The sequence below is a fragment of the Ureibacillus galli genome (genome assembly GCF_014836845.1).
Taxonomy (GTDB): domain Bacteria; phylum Bacillota; class Bacilli; order Bacillales_A; family Planococcaceae; genus Ureibacillus; species Ureibacillus galli.
On sequence record NZ_JACSQA010000001.1, the window covers coordinates 285,961 to 308,129 of the forward strand.

Here is a 22,169-nt window from a genome sequence, read left to right on the forward strand (position 1 = left end):
ATTTACTCAATCACCACAGAAACTTTATCGCCATTTGCCGATGTAATGTCAACAATTTGTCCGTCCAATTCATTTTCAATTGCTTCGATAAGCAAGTCAACGTTTATATCTTTTACATATTTTTCTGCCTCAGGTATTTTATCCGCAATATTTGTACCTACTTTTAAAACAGCCTTTACTAGATTAATCGGTAAATTCACATTGACATTATCACCTTCTTCGGATTTCACACGAACTTTTAACATTTTACTCCCATATGGGACTTCCTTTTTTAACGTTCCTTCGTCCGGTTGATCATTACCTTGTAAAATACTAATTAATTCGCTCGCTTTTTCCTTATCTATTTTTCCTTCCTCCACGAGCGTTAAGACCCTTGAAATTTCGTCCTTCATTTATAGTTCCTCCCCTTCTTTTAACAACTCAATGGCTTTCTCTGCCGTAATTTCCCCTTTTTCCAATAACGATACTATTTTTTTCTTATCTACTTCTTCTTTTGAGTGGAATATCCCAGAGTAGAGATAATTTCATCTAATTTTCCTCTGACCGTTGGATAGGAAATTCCGAGCTCCTTTTCGACCTCTTTAATATTGCCGCGGCATTTAAGAAAAATCTCAATAAAATGGAGCTGCTCTTGACCAAGTGTCGCCAGTTTTGTAACTTCAAATTCATTTTCTATTGTTGTCGTGCAGTGGTTACACTGTAACTTAGTTATTTTAAGTGCCTTACTGCAAACAGGACAATTAGTAAGTAAAGGATACGCCATACTGTTCTCCTTTCTTTATTTTAATCCTATCATACACCATTCATTTTATTTTTTAAACTTATATTTAAATTTATTTATAATTTTTTATAATTTTATTTAAAAAATTAATTAATAAGTTAAATAAATTGATTTTTTGGATGTGGTTGACTCGTAAAAAGCAAAATACTTTATTTAATAAGAAATAATATCATCCTTTAGCTTGATAACTAATAAAGGCACGGAAATATTCTCCTCGCCTTTAAAACATTTAGTTATCCCAAGAGATACTAGGCAAATGGTGTACTTACCCTAGCTGCCGTTTAAATGCTCTACTTGCAAAAAAATAAGCGATGATCATGATGCCGACGCACCATGCAAGTGCAATCCAAATATCGTCGCCAACAGCTCCTTCATACAAGAGGGTGCGAATGGCGTTTACGATTGACGTTACAGGCTGGTTCTCAGCAAATAGGCGTATAAATTTAGGCATTGTTTCCGTAGGGACAAAAGCGGAACTAATAAAAGGTAAGAAAATTAGCGGGTATGAGTAGGCTGTCGCCCCTTCCATAGACTTCGCTTTCAACCCTGGAATGACCGCCAACCATGTCAGTGCTAGCGTGAACAGACCGATTATTCCAGCTACAGCGAGCCAATCTAAGAAATTAGCGCTGGAACGAAAGCCCATTAAAAGGGCTACCAAAATAACTACTACTAACGTTAACCCATTGGAAACAAGAGAGGTCAACACGTGAGCCCACATTATCGACGAACGCTTAATAGGCATCGTAATGAAACGGGCCATTAATCCACTCTTTACATCTGTAAATAACCGCAAGGATGTGTAAGCGACACCGGATGCGATTGCCATCAGTAAGATTCCCGGTAATAAATAATTTACGTAATTATCTGTTCCTGTTTCGATGGCCCCACCAAAAACGTAGACAAATAGTAACATCATCATAATCGGCGTGATCGCCACCGTAATAATCGTATCTGGACTGCGCATGATGTTACGCAGTAAACGACCAAGTAAAACCCCTGTTCTGTTTTTCATTTACATTTCCTCCTTTTTACCAATAATCGCGAGGAAAATATCCTCTAATGTCGGCTGCTTTTCGATGTACTCCACTTTTGCTGGTGGGAACATCTCTTTTAGTTCAGTAAGGGTACCTGTCGTGATGATTTTTCCTTCATGCAGAATGGCGATTCGGTCCGCCAGTTGTTCTGCTTCTTCTAGATATTGAGTTGTCAGTAAGATCGTCGTACCACCATCTGCAAGTTCTTTAACGGTTTCCCACACTTCAATCCGTGCTTCGGGGTCTAACCCAGTTGTTGGTTCGTCGAGAAAAATAACTGCTGGAGTACCAATTAGACTCATGGCGATATCAAGCCGACGCTTCATCCCACCTGAATACTGGTCTGCCCGACGATTGGCCGCATCCGTCAAACTAAACCTCGTTAGTAAATTGTCTGCGACTTGAGTAGGATTGGAAACTCCGCGTAATTTAGCAATCATCATTAGGTTCTCTCTCCCAGTGAGCATGCCATCTAAGGCTGCGAATTGCCCTGTTAAGCTGATACGCTGACGAACAAGATCGGGTTGGCGCTGGACATCAAAACCACAAATAGCCAACTCTCCTCCTTCAGCTTTCATCAACGTGGAGAGAATATGAACCGTCGTCGTTTTACCTGCCCCATTAGAACCTAATAGCGCAAAAATTTCACCCCGTTTCACATCAAAATCTACACCCTTTAATACTTCCTTGTCTTTAAAAGACTTCTTTAACCCTTTTACTGATATGGCTACATTGCTCATATTTTTTCCTCCTTTTTAAGTAAACATCTTACAGATTTATTCACCAACTACTTAGTTTCACAGATATTCAGTATCACTTACTACCACCTTAAAAAATAACTGAATAGTTTAGGTACCATTCATTTTTGTAACTATCTATTCAGTCGGTATGATCTATAGAATTTATTTTTTTCCGAATCGGTTCTTGATACTCTCATTTAAATTTTCACGATATTTGGCAACATAGGTTTTAGCGTTTGTCACTAGTTCGTCTGCGAAGGATGCCACGTCTTCCCCTGTAATATCCAGTACTTCTCTGCCATCTGCAGCACCCGCTTCAAACAACTCGATTAATTCGTATTGAATTTTCAGCATATCCATGCCGTTACCCGAAGCGAAATTCCACATGTAATTTTGAATTTTTTTAAATACAAACTGATAGTCCTCTGGCAAAGCTTCAACCCGTGCCATCATCATTTTGTACTCTTTTTTATCACCAATCATTTTTTTGAACATTTCCATCATTTTATTTATCCTCCTTTTTTATAAAGCTGAATAAGATTTTCTAAAAATATTGAATAAAATATCTTATGCCGCTATGTTGACTTCAGAACGTTAATTTTCGATGATACAAAATCCCATTTTTTCCAAAATAATTCAAGCTCTTGACGGCCAGCCTCATTAAGGGAGTAAAACTTACGGGGTGGCCCCATATCTGACGGTTTTTTTACTACGTTCACCAATTTTTTCTTTTCTAAACGCATAAGAATGGTGTAGACAGTCCCTTCCACCACTTCAGTAAACCCAAGCTGATTTAAGCGGCGAGTTATTTCATAGCCATAAGTTTCATGACGGCTAATAATTTCCAACACACAACCTTCAAGTGAACCTTTTAGCATTTCAGTTAAATTTTCCATGTTCAGAGCCTCCTCTATTCTGTCTGACTTATATTCAGTATTACTTAGTACCAGAGAAAAATTTTACTTAATAGCTTTTTGGAAAAAGGCTATTAAGTAATACTAACTACAACTACATTGTAACACTGAGTAGTGTAGGTGTCAATTTTAAATTTAGCAATTTTTTAATTCCACTAATAAGCACTACAGATATCAAGTAATACTTACTACAGGTACATCGTAACACTAAGTAGATTGACTGTCAACTGGATTTATAAAAAATTTTAAAGTTCTTTTATCTATTCTGTTCATTATTTCTGGGATGATTCATTGCCAACAATTTATCCCTTGAACTATACATGAAGAAAGAGCACAAATTCTACTTTGAATTGCGCTCGATTGTGGAAATATAAAATTTTATTGAGCCCTTTTCAATAACAACTGTTTACATTTATTCCTTCGGTAATATTCCTTTAGTAATTTTCAGTAACAATTTGTTTAAAATCATTACACTTATATCGAGGACAATCAAGACGATGATAAGAAAAACAATATATTTAAGGATATTATTCGAAATTAATCCTACAATCCAATTTCCTCCATAGTATATTAAAATAAAGCCAATTAATGTTGCTAAAAGATAGGATAACCCGATCCCTAAAATTTGGCTTTTTGTCAGCTCCTTTAACGTTATTCTATTTTTAATAATCCGGTAAATGATGATTACAATAGATATAGTAATCAATAAATACTCCATCACAATAACCTCCCCACTATTGACATAAGTGACGAATTAAACTCTTTATGTTTTTACCGTATTTAAATAAGGGTCAAACGTAATTTGGAACTTGAAGATGAATTCGGTATAAACATTTACTCGGGCTTTACAACTAGAATTTTATAATAAAAAGAACAAAATAAGAATACGTATAGCCTTATTTTTGTCATAAAAAAACATATATTCTATTCATTTACATAATAAAACTTCCCCTCTCAAGATTAGAGAGGGTTCATTTTTACATCTCATTTGGTGCTTTAATACCTAATAATCGTAAAGATTCTTGTAAAAGGAGCGAAACCGCATAAGCAACTTTCAAACGCTCATTTTGTAATTCATCGTTCGTTAAAAACTTCGTATTTGCATAATATTTATTAAAGCTTCTTGCAAGTTGCAAACTAAATTTTGCGATAGTTGAAGGATTTGCTTGAACAAAAGCAGTTTCGATTACATGAGGAAAAGATTCAATAAGTTTTATCACTTCCCACGCTTCCCCATCTAAATAGGTTAGATGAGTATCCGTAAATGAAAATTCTCCTTTGCTTAGTAAAGTATGGATCCTCGCATTCGTATATTGAACATACGGTCCCGTTTCTCCTTCAAAAGTAACCATCTTTTCAATAGAAAATTCGATATCATTCATACGTTCATTTTTTAAGTCATTGAAAATAACCGCTCCAATTCCGACCTCATTTGCTACCGTTTCTTTGTTTTTAAGGTGGGGGTTTTTTTCTTCAATATTTTCTCTCGCAGCTTGTATCGTTTCCGCTAACACATCGGCTAGTAAAACAACCTTCCCTTTACGAGTAGACATTTTTTTACCGTCCTTTAACATCATTCCGAACGGAACATGCATTAAATTTTCGGACCATTGATATCCCATTTTCTTTAACACTGCAAACAATTGTTTAAAATGGAGGGACTGTTCATGACCAACCACATAAAAAATTTTAGCTGGTTCATATGACTTGTAACGGTAAATGGCCGCTGCTAAATCGCGGGTCGCATATAAAGTGGCCCCATCCTTTTTCATTATTAAACAAGGTGGCATTTCTTTTAATGGAACAACCATCGCCCCATCGGATTCTTCAAGTAATCCTTTATTTGTTAATTCTTCTACAACGGGACCCATTTTATCGTTATAAAAGGCTTCACCATGGTAGGAATCAAAGGAAACACCTAACATTTGATAAATGTCTTCAAACTCCTTTAACGAAGCATCTCGGAACCATTTCCATAATGAATGGGCTTCCTCATTGTCATCTTCAAGCGCTTTAAAAGCTTCTCTTGCTTTGTCATTTAACGACGCATCTTTTTCTGCTTCTTCATGAAACTTTACATAAATTTTTAATAACTCTTCAATAGGATTTTGTTCAATAGCCTGTTGATTGCCCCACAATTGATAGGCAACGATCAATTTCCCAAATTGGGTACCCCAATCTCCTAGATGATTAATGCGGATAGCTTCATAACCTAACTTCTCAGAAATGTTTGCTAACGCATTACCAATTACCGTGGAACGGAGATGTCCCATCGAAAAGGGCTTCGCAATATTGGGGGATGAAAAATCTAAAACGACTTTCTGACCATTTTTCCCTTTTGTTCCAAATTGCTGTTTTTCCAATAGCACCTTTTCAATTACATTTTTACCCACTTGTAGTTGATGAAAAAATACATTGACATAGGCCTGTTCCGCACGCACTTCTTTTATAAAATCCCCTTGAATTTTTGCGGCGATTTCGTTTGCTATCAGTTGGGGCGATTTCTTCAACTTTTTCGCTAATGTAAAACAAGGAAAAGAAACATCCCCTAAATGGGCATATTTAGGTTTTTCTAACATTAATTCGATTTCCTGTGCCGATAGACTTTCATTTAATGCCTTCGAGATAACGAATGCTAATTTCGTTTTCATTTTTTTCATCCTCCTCTAAATAAAAAAGCTCCCGTCTCTATAAAAGAGACGAGAGCATAAATTCCCGTGGTACCACTCTAGTTGCCACAAACGTGACCGCTTTTCCGTTCATAACGGGGTGACTCCCCCGATCTTCTCTACTAAGTTTCAAGAAGTTTCTCCAAAGTGCGTTTCACTAATATTTTCAGTATTAGGCTCCCACCATCCCTAATTCGCTTTCCCTTCCATATTAGCTACTGTCTTTTTCATCGAATTTTTCATTCATTAAATTTAAATTGATTCTACAGAATCGTGAAATAAAATGCAAGAAAATTTTAATAATACAGTGATTTGAGCATTTCATCCATCGTTACGAGTCAGCTAACGTTAATACCGGATAAACATATGGTTCCGTCGGCTCATCAATTACTTTCCAGCTAGTCGCTTTTATAACCGGTATTTCATATTCCCCGTATTTTGTAACATCTAACACGCCTTCAATTTCAAGCCAAGTATCTTCTTTAAAGGAATTTGCCTCTTTAAATTCCGCTAAAAGTCCTAAAATACTAGCATCCGCTATACAATGGGTGATCATAAAGCGGGATACTACTAATTGATTTGAATTAACCCCATCTTCTTTAAAAACAAAGCCGCTCATTTTAATTGTTCTTCCTACATAATCTTTTGGTTGTTCATTTAATTCTTCATAATAAGTACCAAATATATCTTCTTGCATTTGGATCGTCTCACTATTCTCAAGTAACAATAACTTTTTCTCATATTCTTCATTTGATAAATAATTGTTATTAACTAATGGGACATGGTCACTAGAGTAAATATCAATATTTTCTTTATCTGTAAGAGTTGTTTCATTCAAAGGGGAAGTTTCCTTTTGATTTACTTGGGAAAAAATCGATCCTTTATTTGATGCAATGGTAGAATTTAAAGTAGCTGGTTCAAATGCAAATCCCGTAATAATAGGAAAAATCATCACACTGTAACTGAATAATCTTGATAAATTAAATTGTTCATTACCATGGTCATGACCGTGATGACACCCAGGACCACATCCATGATGATGTCCTTTTCCTTTTCTTTGAAAAATACGGAAAAGCTGTACAAAAAACAAAACGATAAATATCCCAGCTGCTAATTTACTAATATTTTGATATTTCGGGTTAATATATTTCATAATGTCACCAGACAAATGTAAATCAAGGAAAAACAAAACAAAAACGCCTAATACAATAGCCTTGATAAAATGTTGCAAGTGAAACTGCATAGAATCACCCCTATAGGAAACTAGTGAGCGTTACAAATAAATAGACAATAGACGTAATCAGTAGAAATAGTACGAAAACAAATCTCGCTTTAAAGACACTTAATAACATAATCATATTTTTCAAATCAATCATTGGACCATACACTAAAAAGGCTAGAATCGAAGTGGAAGGAAACAAATTTCGAAAGGAAGCTCCGATAAAGGCATCCGCCTCTGAGCATAACGATAAAAAGAATGCTAATCCCATCATCACAATCGTTGAATGATAAACACTATCGCCAAATGCTAACAATGATTGGGCGGGGACGAAGGTTTGTAAAGAAGCTGCCACAAAGGCACCAATAATTAAATACTTACTCATGTCAAAAAATTCATCAATCGAATGTTGGAACATCCCTTTTACTCTCTGATATAAAGGTGGTCGTTTTGCTATTGAATTTGAGACACTACGTTCCTTTTGTTTTAATTGATTGGACTTAAATAAAAAACTAATTACTAAGGCAATGGCTAACGCTGCGATGAAGCCAACCCCCATACGTAACAAAGCCATTCTCATATCATTCCCAAATGCCATGTACGTTGAAAGAATAACAATCGGATTAATTAAAGGACCAGTTAATAAAAATCCAACACCTGCATACAATGGGACACCTTTATCGATTAATTTTCGAACAATCGGAACGATCCCACATTCACAAGCAGGGAATAATGCACCAACAATACAACTCGTCAACACTGCCTTTACTTTACTTTTTGGTATCCATGACTTGATATGTTCTTCCGTTATAAATATTTGAATAAAACCGGCAATCAGAACACCTATTAAAACAAATGGAATGGCTTCGATTAAAATGCTAAGAAAAATTGTATTTAACTGGGGTAAAGAAGTCATTTTTTCCGTAACGAAAAATGGACTAAAAAAAACGAAACCAAGGACTAAAAGGAGGAAAATGATCGTAGATAGATTAAAAGAGGATTTTTTGCTATAGGGCATTGAAACTCACTCCTTCTACATATTTTCATAGGACTAGTTGTTCGTTAACATTTATATCTACCTTGTTCTAAATTTTCTATTATCAAAATTACAACATACTATTTTTCAAATCTCCTATAGTAATTTTAGTATGGAAACATTAAAACATGCTAAAAAAATGATTATTTTTCAAATGACAAAATAAATTACTTAAAAAATGAAAAAGTGCAATTTCAGCTTAAAGCTAAAATTACACTTTCGAAAAATTTTACTTAACCATAGAAAGTAAAACAACAGTTTAACTTATGCAAACTGTTGTTGAGATTACAATTATTTACTTTGTAATTTGTTCATTTGTGCCATCATTTGACGAACTTGCTTTTCAGATGGTTTACGTCCCATTTGAGCCATCATGACACGAATCATTTGTTCATTGATTGGTGGGTTTTCTTTTAAATATTTCATCATATACTGACGTGCTAAAAAGAAACCTAGTGCAACGCCCCCTACTAGAGCGATAATTACGATAAGAATCCAAGCCCATGTAGCCATTTTGTGCCTACCTCCTCCACTGCCGTTGATACCATGAATCAAACTTTGTTCAACCGCTTTATATGCATGGAAAATCAAGTTTTACATTCATATAAAGAGAACAAAGATAAACTCTCCATGAAGGATTATACACTATAAACTGCTTAGATACTAGCTTTTCAACTGTTTTTTCTATAAACGTTATCTCAAACCCATCCGCCGTAAAAACTATTCATTTCTAGTAAGATGCATGTTTAATCGGTTTTAACCAGCCACATTCCGATTCTTCCGTGTTGAAAGCTATAAACGAATCATTCATTTGGCTCAAACTATGGAATAAATCCAAATCTAACATGCGGGATCCCTCACAAATGGCCTCTATATGATAATTACATACTTTTATTTTTAAACCACCTTTAAGTCGGTGTTCAAATTTTAAATAATCATCTACCCATTGAATTGTCGGGAAACTCTTTTTTAAATGCTCGTAAATTACACCATGTACCATTCTTCCTTCGATTGGTTCACAGAGATAGCTTAGCTGCTTATCCGCAGAGGACTCGAGAGCTTGCTCTTTAGTCGATACCATTTCAAGAAGCATTCTTTCCCTTCCAAATACAAAAGACTGGTACTGTTTTTTTATATGAAATATTGAATATGTTCTCATGTTACGTCCTCCTCTCATTACTAACATTATAAAGAATAGATTCTGAATATTTTGTCAAAGGGTGTCATGACTTTTCTTCTATTTTTGTCAAAATAGCATGAATGACTAATTTCGTTCACTTTTCCTAGATTCTCTCAGCCCCAAGACCTAGTGAAAAATGCAATTCGAGTCCGTTTTAAGAAATATCTTTAAGAGATAACATAAAGGTACAACAGAAAGGAGCAAGAGAAATGAAAAAATTATTTCTATTATTAGTTGGAGGTATCACTGCAATCGTCGCCCTTTGTTTAGTTGGGCCACTACTTGGCTTTGCTTTTTCTGCATTACTAGTCTTCTTAGGTATGCATTATTACGTAAAGGCAACATCAACAATGATGAAAGTAGTTTGGGTTGCAATTGGTCTTGTGGGTATATTTTCAGCCATTTCAAATGTACCAGCGATTATCGGTTTAGCTGCATTAGTTGTTCTATATATCATTTATAAAAAATGGAACAACGAAGAAGTTTCTTTGAAACAAATAAAAGAAGATTCGAGTGATCCATTCACAAACTTTGAAAAAGAATGGGCAAAATTAACAAAATAAAGGAGAGATAAGAAATGGTAGGTTTATTAAAAAGATTTAAATATACGGTAGAGGCAGATTTACACGAACTTTTCGATAAAAAGGAAAGAAAAAATCCAGTTGCAATGTTAAATCAGTATATACGAGAAGCGGAAAAACAAACGGAACAAACAGGGAAATTACTACAAAGACAGGAAAAATTAAAGGAACAACTAGAAAGTGAATTAAAAGAAGCAAATGACATGCTAGAAAAACGCACTGCACAGCTACAACTAGCTGAACAAGCAATGGAAGAAGATTTAATAACATTTGCCCGTTCTGAAGTTGAAACATATAAAACGCGTCAAATTACGTTATTAGAAAGTCTTGAAACAACAAATAAGGAATTTATCGCACTTGAACAAAAATTTGAAACAATGAAGCACAAAATTAAAGATATGAAGGTACGTCAGCTTCAATTAATGGGAAAAGAGAATGTTACACGCGCCCATCATAAAATGAACGCCGTTATTGAATCAAATCAGGAATCGAATTTCGATGATTTATCTTCTTACATTGATAATCTTGCGAATAAAATTGAAAAAGATTATGAACGGACTCAATTAGAGGCACGTTTAGCTGGACTTGAAAAAACTCATCATAGTAGCAATGTAAAAGAAATAGAACAGAACACATCTAGTACAAACGACTAAACATGTTATAATAACCAATATTAGGAGAAGGCTTTTACGAGTCTTCTCCTTAGATTCTGTATAAAAGACTCATTTTTAAAGGAACAGCAACTTAAATCGTAAAAAGGAGGAACCATCTTGAACAGATTGAGTACGGACCTATTAACATTCATCACAATCACCGTGTTATTAATTGTGTTCGTTGAGCTTACGATTTTTAATAATGGTGGCGCCTTTTTACTTATTATTGGTGCTCTCCTACTCTATTATAGCTTTTCAAAAAATAAAAGAATGTTTTTCTGGGTTGGTAGTTTATTTATCTTTTTCGCTATTTTATCGGTTTGGAGTTTACGACTTCTAATCGTTGGTATTTTAATTTATCTCCTTTATAAGCATCTTACAAAGGAACAAAAAACCATTATGATCGATACCCAATTAGTTCCAACAACTTTAAAGAAAAATGACCTTTTTGGTAGTACTACTTCCCCCCTTGAACAATATAAATGGGAAGATGTGCATATTCAAAAATTAATTGGCGATATAACAATCGATGCGACGGAAACAATTTTACCGGCAGGAACTTCTGTCATCTCAATCCGTCAATCCATCGGCAAAGTAACTATCGTTTTACCATATGAAATCCCTTTCCGCATCCAATATTCCACGATATTAGGGGAAGCGAGACTTTTAGGGAAATCCAAAAGACTGATAAATGAAAAGCTTGTTTTCGAAGATGGTCATCCTGAGGACGCTAAGCGCAAACTAATTATCCATGTAGCAACTTGGTTAGGAGATGTGGAGGTGATTCGAAAATGATATCCTTTGTTTTTCGTATCATCACACTATTCCTATTATTAAGTAGCATGACGTTTGGTTTTATCTATTTATTTGAAGGAACCCCAGATGAAGATTGGAGTTTTTTATGGGAGCAAGATGTTGAAAATTTCCCTATTCTTACGATTATCCTGATTGCTCTCTTTATGATTAGTTTTATTATTAGTATATGGATGAGTGCTGTGGCTAAATCGAGGGAAGTATCTGCTACTCGTTACGTAAAACAGTTAGTAGAGCCTGATTTTTCATTGAAGAAAAAGAGAAATATTTCATATACATTAAAAAAGGCTTTAACCCAAGCAAATGAATTAATTGAAACGCAAAGAAAAAGCTTACAGCGTTTATCCAATGAGAAAGCGGAAGCAAATGATAAAATTATCCAAGAACAAATTATTGCGGAAAGGCAGCGGTTAGCTAGAGAACTACATGACTCTGTATCACAACAACTGTTTGCTGCATCTATGTTATTATCTTCTATTACCGAGCGAGATGAGGATCTCGGATCTTCAAAAACGACTTTAACTCAAGTGGAGAAAATTGTTCAGCAAGCCCAATTAGAAATGAGAGCTTTATTACTTCATTTACGTCCAATTGCCCTTAGAAACAATACGCTTGCTCAAGGATTAACCGAGCTCATTCAAGAACTACAACAAAAAGTCTATTTCAATATTGAATACCAAATCGAAGAAATTGTCCTTTCAAAAGCGGAAGAAGATCATTTATTCCGTATTGCACAAGAGGCATTATCCAATACATTACGGCATGCAAAAGCATCTGAAGTAGAACTACTATTGATTGCGAGAGACAATGTTGGCATTTTACGTATTCAAGATAATGGCCAAGGTTTTCATATGGAAGAAGATAAAAACACTTCCTATGGATTGAAAAATATAGCAGAACGGGCAGTGGAAATCGGTTGTACTTATAAAATTGTTTCTGTTCCAGGGGAAGGAACGATTGTGGAAGTAAAAGTGCCAATTAAACACACTGACCACATTGAACCATCGAAAAAAAGTGCTTCTATAATTGAGAAAAAAGAAGATGGTGGAAATCATTAAAATTGAAAGTTTGAAATGGGAGATGGAAATATGATAAGAGTGTTAATAGTCGATGATCATGAAATGGTACGGATCGGTGTATCGGCCTACCTTTCAGCACAACAGGATATGACCGTTGTTGGCGAGGCGACAAATGGTGCAGAAGCGATTGAAAAAGCCCTCGAATTGAAGCCTGATATTATTTTAATGGATAATGTTATGCCCGTTTTAACTGGTGCGGAGGCAACCGCGCAAATTTTACAAAAGTGGCCGACTGCAAAAATTATGATGGTAACTAGTTTCTTAGATGATGACAAAGTTTATCCTGCCTTAGAAGCTGGTGCAGTCAGTTACATATTAAAAACATCCAATGCAAAACAAATTGCAGAAGCGATTCGTAAAACAATGAATGGTGAAACGGTTTTAGAACCAGAAGTTACAACGAAAATGATGTCACGAATGCGAAGTAACTCCTCCTCCCCTCTTTACGAACAACTGACGGAACGGGAAATGGAAGTACTTCTACTCGTAGCCCAAGGCAAAACAAACCAAGATATTGCCGATGAATTATTTATCGCCTTAAAGACGGTCAAAACTCATGTTAGCAACATTTTAGCCAAATTAGATGTACAGGACCGTACGCAAGCTGTTGTCTATGCATTTCAAAATGGGTTAGTAAAATAATAATCCTAACATCACTATTATCTTTCCATTTTAAAGCCATTCAAATTAAAAATAGTATTGTTGATGAAAAGGAACATTGTATACACAACCCTCTTTTTCATCTTTTTTGGCTTTGTTAAACTCTATTATGTTTTTTCATAAAAATTTTCGGGACTTCTTATTTGAAGTCCTTTAGTACTTGTTATATCGAAAATTCAAGAAATAAATTCATTTGAAATTATTTTTACATACGTTCCTTCCTCAGCTTTTCTTTTAGCGTTTTCGTTCATTTTTTTAATTTCAGTTGATATTTCAGAAGAAGGTATAAGTTGAGCATTATAGAATACTGATGGATCAATTAGCCTTAATTTATTTTTACGATGTAAATGATATTCTACTGTATCTTCTTCAACTTTTACGCTTTGATGTATTTGATTTAAAAGATTTTCAACATCTTTATCGTTGGATAATCGTAAGAGGTTCAACACTTCTTCGTCAGTTCCCAGCAATGTATTCATAGTGATTATTTTTTTATCCAAAGCAATTTTTAAAGTCTTAGCCAATAAATCATAACCATAAATATTTAGTGGATTCATAAAAAAATCAATAACCTCTTTGTAATAAATTTTTACAAACCATTCAGCAGTATTTATATCCTTTAGATATATTTTTCCTTCTATAATAATTAGATTATGTAAGAAGATTTCAATTTCTTCTATTGTGATGTTCTCGTAGTGATACATATCTCTCAAAGTATAATCTATCCTGTCAACGCATAACTCAGGAGCAGGCTGTTCGAGCAAACTCCATTTACTGTTATCTAATAGAAGACTTCTATAATCGTATCCGTATTTACTAAGAATATAAGGGATTTCTGAATTAGTGATGATTTGATCATAAATTTTTTCGTGGTAATCCTCGTCTCTATTTTCAAACACAAAATCTATAACATGTGAAAATGCAGTATGCGATATATCGTGTAATAATCCAGCAATTTGTTCTTCTAAAGAGCCACCAAGTTTTTTTATTAGGAGCATTACGCCTACGGAATGTTCATATCTTGTTACATCCCACTTTTCATTAACAAAATAACTTGCTCCTCCCTGGTAAACACCTTTCAATCTTTGAACTGGATTACTATAAATAAGTTCTTCAAGAATTCCATCAATTACATAGTCTCCGTAAATAGGATCTATTATCTTCATTTTACTTACCCCTTTATGCACGATTGCAGAAAATTGATCGCCTATGCCTTTCATGTTACTGTTGGTGAAAAACATTTACCAAACCGTACTACTTTTTTAAAGGGCATAAGTTTAACTGTCTTTGTATTTCGTTGAGTTACTTCTTGCAATACAGGTTCCCTTGTAAAAAGTTTTTTAACGATGTTGAAACTATTCGACTTTTTAATCTCCTCTAGCAATTCTACTAAAAACAATCCTTTCAAACGAATGTTCTCTATTTAATTGTAGAACATTCGTTTGTTCACTTCAATTATCAATAGAATGATTTAACTAAGCATTTTTTATAATTATAAGTAGGAAAACTCGAATTAGTAGCCTTTCATTATTACTAAGCACAAAAAAACTACTACAAAAGATTCGTTGTAGTAGTTAAAAATATAAGGTTTGCCTAACTCCCCAAGAAATCCTTCCTGAAAAGTAATATAGTTTATGAGAATAGGATTGAAATCATGCTAACGATCTATATTTTTTTTATAGTTGGTCGATAATCTTATCATCTCTGTTCCAATTTTATATCGTTTTGTCTGTTCATCGACAGTTAATAGATTTTCATCTCGTAATATAGTTAAGATGCGATGTAATGTACTAGGTGGTAAACGTAAATATCGAGCTAACTCATTGACTCCCCACTGAGGTTGTTCATCGATGAAGGCACGCAAAACAGCAAAGGCTTTCGAAATTGAATTATTATTCATAGATTACTCCTCAAGTGAAAAAGTAACAGCAAAAACAGGTCAAAGATTTTGAAATATTATTCTTTAAATACTAAAAGTTTTAACGGACTTCCATCTCTGCTAAATCTTTGGCGATTGAAAAGGACGCTTCTGTTTTATTTTTTATTTCTTCTACCGTTACTCCAGGTGCGGTTTCTACTAGAATCATACCTTCATTCGTAAAATCAAACACGCCTAAATCGGTAATTAAACGATCCACAACTCCTTGACCAGTTAATGGTAAAGTACATTCCTTCTTCACTTTCGATTCCCCGTTTTTTGAAACATGTTCCATTATGACAACGACTCGTTTTGCACCATGTACTAAATCCATTGCACCCCCCATGCCTTTTACCATTTTCCCTGGAATCATCCAGTTTGCTAAATCGCCTGTTTCTGATACTTCCATTCCACCTAAAATCGCAATATCAACATGTCCGCCGCGAATCATCGCAAAGCTTTCGGCAGAATCAAAAAAGGAAGCACCTTTTACAGTCGTAACGGTTTCTTTTCCTGCATTAATTAAATCTGGATCTACCTCTTCCTCTGTCGGGTAAGCACCAATTCCTAATAATCCATTTTCGGATTGTAATAGCACTTGATAATCAGATGGAATCTCATTCGCTACGAGGGTTGGCATGCCAATACCAAGGTTAACGACCATTCCATTTTCAATCTCTTTTACTGCTCTTTGTACGATTAATAATCGATTAGACATTATACATTCACCTCTTTACGAGTGATTTTTCGTTCAATTCGCTTTTCAAAGTTCGAACCGAGGAATACATGTTGAACGTAAACAGCAGGTGTATGAATATGATCAGGATCAAGACTACCTGCTTCTACAATTTCCTCTACTTCAGCGATTGTAACTTTCCCTGCTGTTGCAACAATTGGATTAAAATTCCGTGCTGTTTTCCGATAGACAAGATTTCCTAAAGTATCGGCTTTCCATGCTTTCACAAAGGCAAAATCTCCTACTATCGCTCGTTCTTCTATATAAGTTTTTCCGTCAAAAACCTTTGTCTCTTTGCCTTCCGCTACGAGGGTCCCTACCCCCGTAGCAGTATAGAAAGCAGGTATACCAGCACCACCTGCACGAATCCTTTCTGCTAAAGTTCCTTGTGGTGTTAATTCTACTTCCAGTTCTCCATTTAATAGTTGTTGTTCAAAAATTTTATTTTCTCCTACGTAGGAGCCAATCATTTTTTTAATTTGTTTATTTTTTAATAGCAAACCTAACCCCCAATCATCGATGCCACAATTGTTACTGACCACGGTTAGGTTTTTAACTCCCATCTTGGCAATTGTTTGGATTGCATTTTCAGGGATACCACACAAACCAAAGCCACCTACTAAAATCGTATCGTTATCTTTTAATCCTTCTAATACTTCTTCCATTGATTCAATTATTTTTGACATTTTTCCACACCTCCTTTATCTATATATGATAGAAACAAAGCTATCATTCCACTATGCCGAATAGTTTTTTAATTTTTTTATAAAAAAGGACCTATGAACTAAGTTCATAGGTCGAATTTGTGATTATAATGCTTTTACTTTTGCGACAACATTGTCAACTGTAAAGCCATATTTCTCCATAACGATTTCCCCAGGAGCACTTGCACCAAATTGATCAATCGCAAGAATATCTCCTTCGAAACCTGTATATTTATGCCAACCAAAAGAAGAACCCATTTCGATTGCTAAACGTTTTGTTACAGCTTTCGGTAATACAGACTCTTTATATTCAGCTGATTGTTGTTCAAAACGATCCATAGATGGCATCGAAACAACGGATACGTCCATCCCTTCAGCTAACAATTGTTTTTGAGCCTCTACCGCTAAAGAAACTTCTGATCCAGTAGCAATTAAAATAGCATCTGGCGTTTCTTTTGTTGCTGGTGAAACAACATACGCCCCTTTAGCAACTCCATCTTTTGCTAGCTTAGCTGTCGTTTCTAATACCGGTAAGTTTTGACGAGAAAGAACAAGCACTGTCGGTACATTTTTAGATGACACAGCTAATTTCCAAGCTTCAGCAGATTCATTTGCATCAGCTGGACGAATGACAGAAAGATTTGGCATAGCTCGTAAGGAAGCTAAATGTTCTACTGGTTCATGAGTTGGTCCATCTTCTCCAACTGCAATTGAATCGTGAGTAAATACATAAGTAACAGGTAATCCCATTAATGCAGATAAACGTACAGCTGGACGAACATAGTCAGAGAATACAAAGAATGTTCCTCCAAATACATTTAATCCGCCATGTAATGCCATACCGTTTAAGGCCGCACCCATTGCAAATTCACGAACACCAAACCAAATATTGCGACCTTCTGGTGTATCAGGGAAGAAATCGCCTGCACCTTTAATCGTTGTTTTGTTAGAGCCCGCAAGGTCTGCACTACCACCGAAGAAGGAAGGAACTTTTTTCGCTAACGCATTAATTACTTCCCCTGACGATGAACGAGTAGCGATTGATTTCCCTGCTTCATAAACAGGAACTTCAGCATCATAGTCTTTAGGTAGTTCATTGTTCATTGCTTTAATGAATTGCTCAGCTAACTCTGGGTATTCCGCTTTGTAGCTTTCAAATTTTGCGTTCCATTCTGCTTCTGGTTGAACCCCTTGTTTGTCAGCAGCTTCTTTGAAGATGGAATACACTTCTTCAGGAATTTGGAATGGTTCATGTTCCCAACCATAAGTAGCTTTTGTTAAAACGACTTCATCTGTACCAAGAGGTGCACCATGGGAATCCGCCTTACCTGATTTGTTTGGCGAACCATAACCAATCACCGTTTTCACTTCGATTAACGTTGGTTTTCCTTTTGATTGTTTCGCTTTCTCAATAGCTTCATTGACTGCATCTACATCCGTACCTTCAGCGACATGAATATAGTTCCAACCATAAGATTCGAAGCGTTTTTGTACATTTTCAGAGAATGATTTCGCTAAATCACCATCTAAAGATATATCATTCGAATCATATAAAACGATTAATTTATCTAATTGTAAGTGTCCAGCTAAAGAAATCGCCTCAGCAGCAACACCTTCCATTAAATCGCCATCGCCACATAATGCAAACGTATAATGATCAACGATTTCATGACCTGGTTTATTATATGTAGCAGCTAAATGACGTTCAGCCATAGCCATCCCTACTGACATGGCAATCCCTTGTCCAAGCGGACCTGTTGTTGCCTCTACACCTACTGTATGTCCATACTCAGGATGTCCTGGAGTTTTAGAACCCCATTGACGGAAATTTTTAATTTCCTCCATGTCTAAACCATATCCACCAAGGTGTAATAAGCTATATAGTAACATTGAACCGTGACCAGCTGATAAAACAAAACGGTCGCGATTATACCATTTTGGATTTTGAGGATTATGACGCAATTGTTTTGTCCAAAGTGCGTAAGCCATTGGAGCCGCACCCATTGGTAAACCTGGATGACCAGAGTTTGCTTTTTCGATTGCATCAATAGATAAAGTTCGGATAGCATTAATTGCTAAAAGATCCGCGTTTTGTGCCATTATTTGACATCCTTTCTCGTGCTAATTATTGTTCTTATACAGTTTAGACAAGATTTTCTAATAAAACAATCCTATTCAAAGACATTTTAGAATTATGTCATACTTGTTTGAAATATATCACATTTCTATCAACTATTAATTGAGTTTATTTCGTTGAATTTTTTTAATTTTATCTGGTGTAACGTCGTTTCCATTGGCATCATAAACTTGTACATTTTCAATTGTATTACGGAATGAAGAACGGAAAGATTCTAAATACTCTTTTCTAAGTGAAGTACGCTCTTTTGCCTCTGCTTCCGTTAATTTACCCTCTTTTGCCTTTTTTGATAGCTCATTAATACGAGCAATTTTTTCTTTTGATAACATCCTTTTCTCACCTTTCTATCTCAACCATTTAGCATAATAAATTCTTATCATTCTTTTAAATACTAAATGAAGATATTCAATACTTCAAAGGTAAGAAAAAAAGAGAAGAAGCGCAAGTAAAACACCTTTAAAAAGTAGAAATTAAAATTGATAATAAGCACGTTACAATCATGAACGTTTTTTCAATTTATAATAAAATTCTACTTTGTAACTCAACTAGGGAATAAAAATGATGGGGTCGAGGTTCTTTTAGAGAGGATAGGAAGAATGAAAATAGTTGCCTTGTGTATTTTTGACATTTGACTGCTTAATTTTTCTCCGTATAGAATATTTCTGTTTTTTACTTAGAACTAAAGGCCTGTCCAGAAGGAGGTAATAGTTAAATTAGTATTACCCCCATTTACACTAATTCCATTTTTAAATTAATAAAATAATACCTGCAATAGTAGGGGTTAAAATAACGGTAGTTTTTAATATTTTCTTAGGTACAATGCCCGTAAACTTTGCTCCAATATAAGCACCGCATACTGTACCAATTAAAACTTGAATTAGTAATAAATAATTAATAATACCTTCAAAATAAAAACCAATTCCACCACCAATAGCGAGAGGAATTGTCACGAGCATAGTAGTTCCTACTGCCTGCTGAACAGTTAGTTTTAACAAAACGAGTAACCCAACTTGAATAAATGGGGCTGAACCGATTCCAAACGTACCCGATAATATACCGCAAATAATTCCTAACAATATCGCTTTTAGCCATGTTAAAGGACTGTTTATTTCCAAAACTGGACTAGTTTTTTCATTAAAAATAAGCAATTTTAACAACAGTAAAAGAGCCGATAAAAATAACATACCCGCTGTCATCAAAAGTAAAGATTGAGCGGGGATGAAAGCAGCTATTTTAGCTCCAAAAAAAGAGCCAAACGCGGCAAAGACTCCTACAATCAAACCGATTTTGACATGTGTATTTCCTTCTCTATAATGGCTAAACGCTCCCGACATACTTGTAAACGCCATGGCCGTAAGGGAAGTAGCTAAAGCCATATGAATGGGAATATTAAAAATGGTAGTTAAAACAGCAATGACAAAACCAGCTCCTCCACCACCAATAAAACCGAACAGTATACCTAGTATTAACATAACTAAAACAATGAGCATGTGATTTCCCCCATTATTGTGCTGATACCTTATTACATAAGTGTTATAATCGTATAATTACTTTTTGAAGTATTTAATGATCCCCGTACTACACGACATAACATAGTACGGGGATAGGTTATCGTTTAAAGTTACAGTTTAAAGACAGGCTACTACTTGTTGAGGGCGATACAAAACCCAATGGGGGAACAATAAACAATTATTGGTTGTTGATAACTAACCGATTATAGTATTCTAGAATTGCTTCTGCTTGTTTAATAACGGGCAAATCAATCATTTTACCATCTAAGTTTACAACACCTTTTCCTTGCTTTTCAGCCTTGTGCGCAGCATCAATTATTTTCCTTGCTTGTTCAACCTCAGACTTTGAAGGAGTAAAAACTTCATTGACAATTTTAATTTGAGCCGGATGGACAATTAATTTCCCCTTAAAACCTAATTCTTTACTTAAAGTTGTTTCCTTTCTTAAACCAGATTCATTATAAATATCCGCATACACAGTATCAATTGGTCCCTCCAATTGCGCTAGTCTTGATGCCAAAACTAGTTGTGATCTTGCAAATAGGAGCTCTAAACGATGATCTGTTTAAATCTTCATAGCCTAATCCCCATTTTTCAAGCGTTCCCGGTCTAAAATTTTCAATAATAATATCTACTTCTTTCACTAATTCCTTAACAACAGCTTGTGCCTCTGCATTCTTTAAATCTAACGTGATACTTTTTTTATTTCGAGACTGTACATACCACCAAAGGGAATTACCATTATGTAATAATCTCCATTTTCGAATTGGATCACCTTTCTTCGGAGGTTCAATTTTTAATACCTCTGCACCAAAATCTGCGAATAATCTTCCTGCAAAGGGACCAGCGATTAATGAACCTAATTCCAATACTTTAACCCCTTCTAACGGGCCAATAGATGATTCCCCCACAACACCCACTCCTTCATTACATTTTTTGCTCTTTTAATCCATTTTTTTCTACAACATAATTTAAATATAAAAGATGCGTCCATCATTGTCAACGGTCGACGGTCAACTTTTTTGCTTTTCAACATAAACTGATTCATGTAAAATATAGTAAATAATTACTTTAAAGAGAGAGATGATGTTGTAATGACTAGGATTATTAAACATGACCTTTTACATAATCAGGTATATTCTGTGTTGATCGAAATGATTATGAAAGGCGAATTTCAACCAGGGGATAAATTAGTTGAAACTAAAATTGCAAAAGAATTAGAGGTAAGTCGGGGAACTTTAAGAGAAGCATTACAAATGATTTTAAAAGACGGATTAATCTATAAAGAAGACAAAAATATGTATATTTATAATCCAGAAAAAAAGGATATTTTCGATTTATACGAATGTAGAAAAAGTTTAGAATCACTAGCAGCGAAATTAGCTGCAGAAAATATAACAAAAGAACAGTTGGCTTTACTTGGAGAAATTATTGAAAAGTCGAAAGAGGCAAATGAAAAAAAAGAATATAAAACGCTAACTAAATTAAATCAACAGTTCCACGATCTTATTGATGAAGCATCGCATAACGAACATTTAATCCAAATTTGTGGTTTAATCAAAAATAAAACTCTTTTTATTCGTAACCATGTTTTACAAGCACATATTACAGATTATCAAGATTATGTAGCTGACCATGAAAAAATCTTTTTAGCCATTAAAAGTGGAGATGCTGAGGACGCTTATGAATTGATGAATCATCACATAAATCGAAGTTTTATAGAAATCAAAAAATCCATCAATAAATAATTTTTAAAGAAGTGGGATTAAGAAATAGGCTGAAGCATCAAAACGCTTTAGCC

26 protein-coding genes, 1 pseudogene and 1 other annotated feature are annotated in these 22,169 nt (G+C 34.9%); of the genes and pseudogenes, 6 read left to right on the forward strand and 21 right to left on the reverse strand.

From position 1 onward, the window contains the following. Nucleotides 1-2: 2 nt before the first annotated feature. From H9636_RS01445 to sirA, 12 genes and pseudogenes are all read right to left on the reverse strand, one after another. Nucleotides 3-392 carry an SHOCT-like domain-containing protein gene (locus H9636_RS01445; protein WP_191705863.1) on the reverse strand — a complete coding sequence of 130 codons (390 nt, stop codon included), beginning with the start codon at nucleotides 390-392 and terminating at the stop codon, nucleotides 3-5. After that, nucleotides 393-763 (reverse strand): annotated as a pseudogene (locus H9636_RS01450) (DUF2089 family protein). Nucleotides 764-1,046: 283 nt separating this feature from the next. After that, complete coding sequence (locus tag H9636_RS01455) at nucleotides 1,047-1,796, reverse strand: ABC transporter permease (protein ID WP_191705864.1); 750 nt, start codon at nucleotides 1,794-1,796, stop codon at nucleotides 1,047-1,049. Further along, complete coding sequence (locus tag H9636_RS01460) at nucleotides 1,797-2,558, reverse strand: ABC transporter ATP-binding protein (RefSeq protein ID WP_191705865.1); 762 nt, start codon at nucleotides 2,556-2,558, stop codon at nucleotides 1,797-1,799. A gap of 162 nt (nucleotides 2,559-2,720) precedes the next feature. Then, nucleotides 2,721-3,062 carry a DUF1048 domain-containing protein gene (locus tag H9636_RS01465; RefSeq protein ID WP_191705866.1) on the reverse strand — a complete coding sequence of 114 codons (342 nt, stop codon included), beginning with the start codon at nucleotides 3,060-3,062 and terminating at the stop codon, nucleotides 2,721-2,723. 71 nt (nucleotides 3,063-3,133) lie between these two features. Continuing rightward, nucleotides 3,134-3,454 carry a PadR family transcriptional regulator gene (locus H9636_RS01470; protein ID WP_191705867.1) on the reverse strand — a complete coding sequence of 107 codons (321 nt, stop codon included), beginning with the start codon at nucleotides 3,452-3,454 and terminating at the stop codon, nucleotides 3,134-3,136. A 430-nt stretch (nucleotides 3,455-3,884) separates the two neighbouring features. Next, complete coding sequence (locus tag H9636_RS01475; protein ID WP_191705868.1) at nucleotides 3,885-4,190, reverse strand: hypothetical protein; 306 nt, start codon at nucleotides 4,188-4,190, stop codon at nucleotides 3,885-3,887. Between the two features lie 259 nt (nucleotides 4,191-4,449). Next, nucleotides 4,450-6,123 carry an arginine--tRNA ligase gene (argS, locus tag H9636_RS01480; protein WP_191705869.1) on the reverse strand — a complete coding sequence of 558 codons (1,674 nt, stop codon included), beginning with the start codon at nucleotides 6,121-6,123 and terminating at the stop codon, nucleotides 4,450-4,452. A 41-nt stretch (nucleotides 6,124-6,164) separates the two neighbouring features. Further along, nucleotides 6,165-6,381 (reverse strand) — a binding site (T-box leader). Between the two features lie 91 nt (nucleotides 6,382-6,472). Then, on the reverse strand, nucleotides 6,473-7,384 hold the full coding sequence (locus tag H9636_RS01485) for a TIGR03943 family putative permease subunit (protein ID WP_191705870.1): 912 nt from the start codon (nucleotides 7,382-7,384) through the stop codon (nucleotides 6,473-6,475). 10 nt (nucleotides 7,385-7,394) lie between these two features. After that, nucleotides 7,395-8,378 (reverse strand): permease, encoded by a 984-nt coding sequence (locus H9636_RS01490; protein WP_191705871.1) that lies wholly within the window; start codon nucleotides 8,376-8,378, stop codon nucleotides 7,395-7,397. A 309-nt stretch (nucleotides 8,379-8,687) separates the two neighbouring features. After that, the gene (locus H9636_RS01495; protein WP_122973135.1) at nucleotides 8,688-8,909 is read right to left on the reverse strand and encodes a YneF family protein; all 222 of its coding nucleotides are present in this window, start codon (nucleotides 8,907-8,909) and stop codon (nucleotides 8,688-8,690) included. 217 nt (nucleotides 8,910-9,126) lie between these two features. Next, nucleotides 9,127-9,555: a sporulation inhibitor of replication protein SirA gene (gene sirA / locus H9636_RS01500; protein ID WP_191705872.1), complete on the reverse strand. Its 429-nt coding sequence runs from the start codon at nucleotides 9,553-9,555 to the stop codon at nucleotides 9,127-9,129. A 230-nt stretch (nucleotides 9,556-9,785) separates the two neighbouring features. Here sirA and H9636_RS01505 point away from each other — a divergent pair, with 230 nt between their 5' ends. The 5 genes from H9636_RS01505 to H9636_RS01525 all read left to right on the forward strand — a co-directional run bounded on the left by H9636_RS01505 (nucleotide 9,786) and on the right by H9636_RS01525 (nucleotide 13,344). Further along, nucleotides 9,786-10,139, forward strand: a complete 354-nt coding sequence (locus H9636_RS01505) for a lmo0954 family membrane protein (protein ID WP_191705873.1) — start codon at nucleotides 9,786-9,788, stop codon at nucleotides 10,137-10,139. Between the two features lie 14 nt (nucleotides 10,140-10,153). Next, nucleotides 10,154-10,810, forward strand: a complete 657-nt coding sequence (locus H9636_RS01510) for a PspA/IM30 family protein (RefSeq protein ID WP_191705874.1) — start codon at nucleotides 10,154-10,156, stop codon at nucleotides 10,808-10,810. Nucleotides 10,811-10,927: 117 nt separating this feature from the next. After that, the gene (gene liaF / locus H9636_RS01515) at nucleotides 10,928-11,605 is read left to right on the forward strand and encodes a cell wall-active antibiotics response protein LiaF (RefSeq protein WP_191705875.1); all 678 of its coding nucleotides are present in this window, start codon (nucleotides 10,928-10,930) and stop codon (nucleotides 11,603-11,605) included. Further along, the gene (locus H9636_RS01520; protein ID WP_191705876.1) at nucleotides 11,602-12,681 is read left to right on the forward strand and encodes a sensor histidine kinase; all 1,080 of its coding nucleotides are present in this window, start codon (nucleotides 11,602-11,604) and stop codon (nucleotides 12,679-12,681) included. The genes liaF and H9636_RS01520 overlap by 4 nt, the downstream gene beginning before the upstream one ends. 30 nt (nucleotides 12,682-12,711) lie before the next feature. Then, nucleotides 12,712-13,344 carry a response regulator transcription factor gene (locus H9636_RS01525; protein WP_191705877.1) on the forward strand — a complete coding sequence of 211 codons (633 nt, stop codon included), beginning with the start codon at nucleotides 12,712-12,714 and terminating at the stop codon, nucleotides 13,342-13,344. Between the two features lie 194 nt (nucleotides 13,345-13,538). On the opposite strand, the gene H9636_RS01530 is transcribed toward H9636_RS01525, so the two are convergent. The 9 genes from H9636_RS01530 to H9636_RS01570 form a co-directional block, all read right to left on the reverse strand. After that, nucleotides 13,539-14,528 carry an HD domain-containing protein gene (locus H9636_RS01530; protein WP_191705878.1) on the reverse strand — a complete coding sequence of 330 codons (990 nt, stop codon included), beginning with the start codon at nucleotides 14,526-14,528 and terminating at the stop codon, nucleotides 13,539-13,541. Nucleotides 14,529-15,019: 491 nt separating this feature from the next. Beyond that, nucleotides 15,020-15,262, reverse strand: coding sequence for a helix-turn-helix domain-containing protein (locus H9636_RS01535; protein ID WP_191705879.1), 243 nt, complete (start codon nucleotides 15,260-15,262; stop codon nucleotides 15,020-15,022). Nucleotides 15,263-15,341: 79 nt separating this feature from the next. Further along, nucleotides 15,342-15,998, reverse strand: a complete 657-nt coding sequence (locus H9636_RS01540) for a 3-oxoacid CoA-transferase subunit B (RefSeq protein WP_191705880.1) — start codon at nucleotides 15,996-15,998, stop codon at nucleotides 15,342-15,344. Beyond that, the gene (locus H9636_RS01545; protein WP_191705881.1) at nucleotides 15,998-16,702 is read right to left on the reverse strand and encodes a CoA transferase subunit A; all 705 of its coding nucleotides are present in this window, start codon (nucleotides 16,700-16,702) and stop codon (nucleotides 15,998-16,000) included. The genes H9636_RS01540 and H9636_RS01545 overlap by 1 nt, the downstream gene beginning before the upstream one ends. A 123-nt stretch (nucleotides 16,703-16,825) precedes the next feature. Next, a complete protein-coding gene (tkt, locus tag H9636_RS01550; protein ID WP_191705882.1) occupies nucleotides 16,826-18,820 on the reverse strand; it encodes a transketolase in 1,995 nt (664 codons plus the stop codon). Nucleotides 18,821-18,955: 135 nt separating this feature from the next. Then, nucleotides 18,956-19,186 carry a DUF896 domain-containing protein gene (locus H9636_RS01555; RefSeq protein ID WP_191705883.1) on the reverse strand — a complete coding sequence of 77 codons (231 nt, stop codon included), beginning with the start codon at nucleotides 19,184-19,186 and terminating at the stop codon, nucleotides 18,956-18,958. Between the two features lie 417 nt (nucleotides 19,187-19,603). Next, complete coding sequence (locus H9636_RS01560) at nucleotides 19,604-20,347, reverse strand: sulfite exporter TauE/SafE family protein (protein WP_191705884.1); 744 nt, start codon at nucleotides 20,345-20,347, stop codon at nucleotides 19,604-19,606. Nucleotides 20,348-20,546: 199 nt separating this feature from the next. Continuing rightward, nucleotides 20,547-20,888 carry an HpcH/HpaI aldolase/citrate lyase family protein gene (locus H9636_RS01565; RefSeq protein WP_225230010.1) on the reverse strand — a complete coding sequence of 114 codons (342 nt, stop codon included), beginning with the start codon at nucleotides 20,886-20,888 and terminating at the stop codon, nucleotides 20,547-20,549. Continuing rightward, complete coding sequence (locus H9636_RS01570; RefSeq protein ID WP_318240980.1) at nucleotides 20,851-21,279, reverse strand: CoA transferase; 429 nt, start codon at nucleotides 21,277-21,279, stop codon at nucleotides 20,851-20,853. Before H9636_RS01570 ends, H9636_RS01565 begins: the two co-directional genes overlap by 38 nt. Nucleotides 21,280-21,462: 183 nt before the next feature. Between H9636_RS01570 and H9636_RS01575 the strand changes: the two genes are divergently transcribed. Then, nucleotides 21,463-22,116 carry a GntR family transcriptional regulator gene (locus H9636_RS01575; RefSeq protein WP_191705886.1) on the forward strand — a complete coding sequence of 218 codons (654 nt, stop codon included), beginning with the start codon at nucleotides 21,463-21,465 and terminating at the stop codon, nucleotides 22,114-22,116. The last annotated feature ends 53 nt before the right edge of the window (nucleotides 22,117-22,169 follow it).

What these genes read in the sequence shown, in the direction of transcription:
- H9636_RS01445 (WP_191705863.1), bottom strand. Translation starts at nt 392, where the DNA reads ATGAAGGACGAAATTTCAAGGGTCTTAACGCTCGTGGAGGAAGGAAAA.
- H9636_RS01455 (WP_191705864.1), bottom strand. Translation starts at nt 1,796, where the DNA reads ATGAAAAACAGAACAGGGGTTTTACTTGGTCGTTTACTGCGTAACATC.
- H9636_RS01460 (WP_191705865.1), bottom strand. Translation starts at nt 2,558, where the DNA reads ATGAGCAATGTAGCCATATCAGTAAAAGGGTTAAAGAAGTCTTTTAAA.
- H9636_RS01465 (WP_191705866.1), bottom strand. Translation starts at nt 3,062, where the DNA reads ATGATGGAAATGTTCAAAAAAATGATTGGTGATAAAAAAGAGTACAAA.
- H9636_RS01470 (WP_191705867.1), bottom strand. Translation starts at nt 3,454, where the DNA reads ATGGAAAATTTAACTGAAATGCTAAAAGGTTCACTTGAAGGTTGTGTG.
- H9636_RS01475 (WP_191705868.1), bottom strand. Translation starts at nt 4,190, where the DNA reads ATGGAGTATTTATTGATTACTATATCTATTGTAATCATCATTTACCGG.
- argS (WP_191705869.1), bottom strand. Translation starts at nt 6,123, where the DNA reads ATGAAAACGAAATTAGCATTCGTTATCTCGAAGGCATTAAATGAAAGT.
- H9636_RS01485 (WP_191705870.1), bottom strand. Translation starts at nt 7,384, where the DNA reads ATGCAGTTTCACTTGCAACATTTTATCAAGGCTATTGTATTAGGCGTT.
- H9636_RS01490 (WP_191705871.1), bottom strand. Translation starts at nt 8,378, where the DNA reads ATGCCCTATAGCAAAAAATCCTCTTTTAATCTATCTACGATCATTTTC.
- H9636_RS01495 (WP_122973135.1), bottom strand. Translation starts at nt 8,909, where the DNA reads ATGGCTACATGGGCTTGGATTCTTATCGTAATTATCGCTCTAGTAGGG.
- sirA (WP_191705872.1), bottom strand. Translation starts at nt 9,555, where the DNA reads ATGAGAACATATTCAATATTTCATATAAAAAAACAGTACCAGTCTTTT.
- H9636_RS01505 (WP_191705873.1), top strand. Translation starts at nt 9,786, where the DNA reads ATGAAAAAATTATTTCTATTATTAGTTGGAGGTATCACTGCAATCGTC.
- H9636_RS01510 (WP_191705874.1), top strand. Translation starts at nt 10,154, where the DNA reads ATGGTAGGTTTATTAAAAAGATTTAAATATACGGTAGAGGCAGATTTA.
- H9636_RS01520 (WP_191705876.1), top strand. Translation starts at nt 11,602, where the DNA reads ATGATATCCTTTGTTTTTCGTATCATCACACTATTCCTATTATTAAGT.
- H9636_RS01525 (WP_191705877.1), top strand. Translation starts at nt 12,712, where the DNA reads ATGATAAGAGTGTTAATAGTCGATGATCATGAAATGGTACGGATCGGT.
- H9636_RS01530 (WP_191705878.1), bottom strand. Translation starts at nt 14,528, where the DNA reads ATGAAGATAATAGATCCTATTTACGGAGACTATGTAATTGATGGAATT.
- H9636_RS01535 (WP_191705879.1), bottom strand. Translation starts at nt 15,262, where the DNA reads ATGAATAATAATTCAATTTCGAAAGCCTTTGCTGTTTTGCGTGCCTTC.
- H9636_RS01540 (WP_191705880.1), bottom strand. Translation starts at nt 15,998, where the DNA reads ATGTCTAATCGATTATTAATCGTACAAAGAGCAGTAAAAGAGATTGAA.
- H9636_RS01545 (WP_191705881.1), bottom strand. Translation starts at nt 16,702, where the DNA reads ATGTCAAAAATAATTGAATCAATGGAAGAAGTATTAGAAGGATTAAAA.
- tkt (WP_191705882.1), bottom strand. Translation starts at nt 18,820, where the DNA reads ATGGCACAAAACGCGGATCTTTTAGCAATTAATGCTATCCGAACTTTA.
- H9636_RS01555 (WP_191705883.1), bottom strand. Translation starts at nt 19,186, where the DNA reads ATGTTATCAAAAGAAAAAATTGCTCGTATTAATGAGCTATCAAAAAAG.
- H9636_RS01560 (WP_191705884.1), bottom strand. Translation starts at nt 20,347, where the DNA reads ATGCTCATTGTTTTAGTTATGTTAATACTAGGTATACTGTTCGGTTTT.
- H9636_RS01575 (WP_191705886.1), top strand. Translation starts at nt 21,463, where the DNA reads ATGACTAGGATTATTAAACATGACCTTTTACATAATCAGGTATATTCT.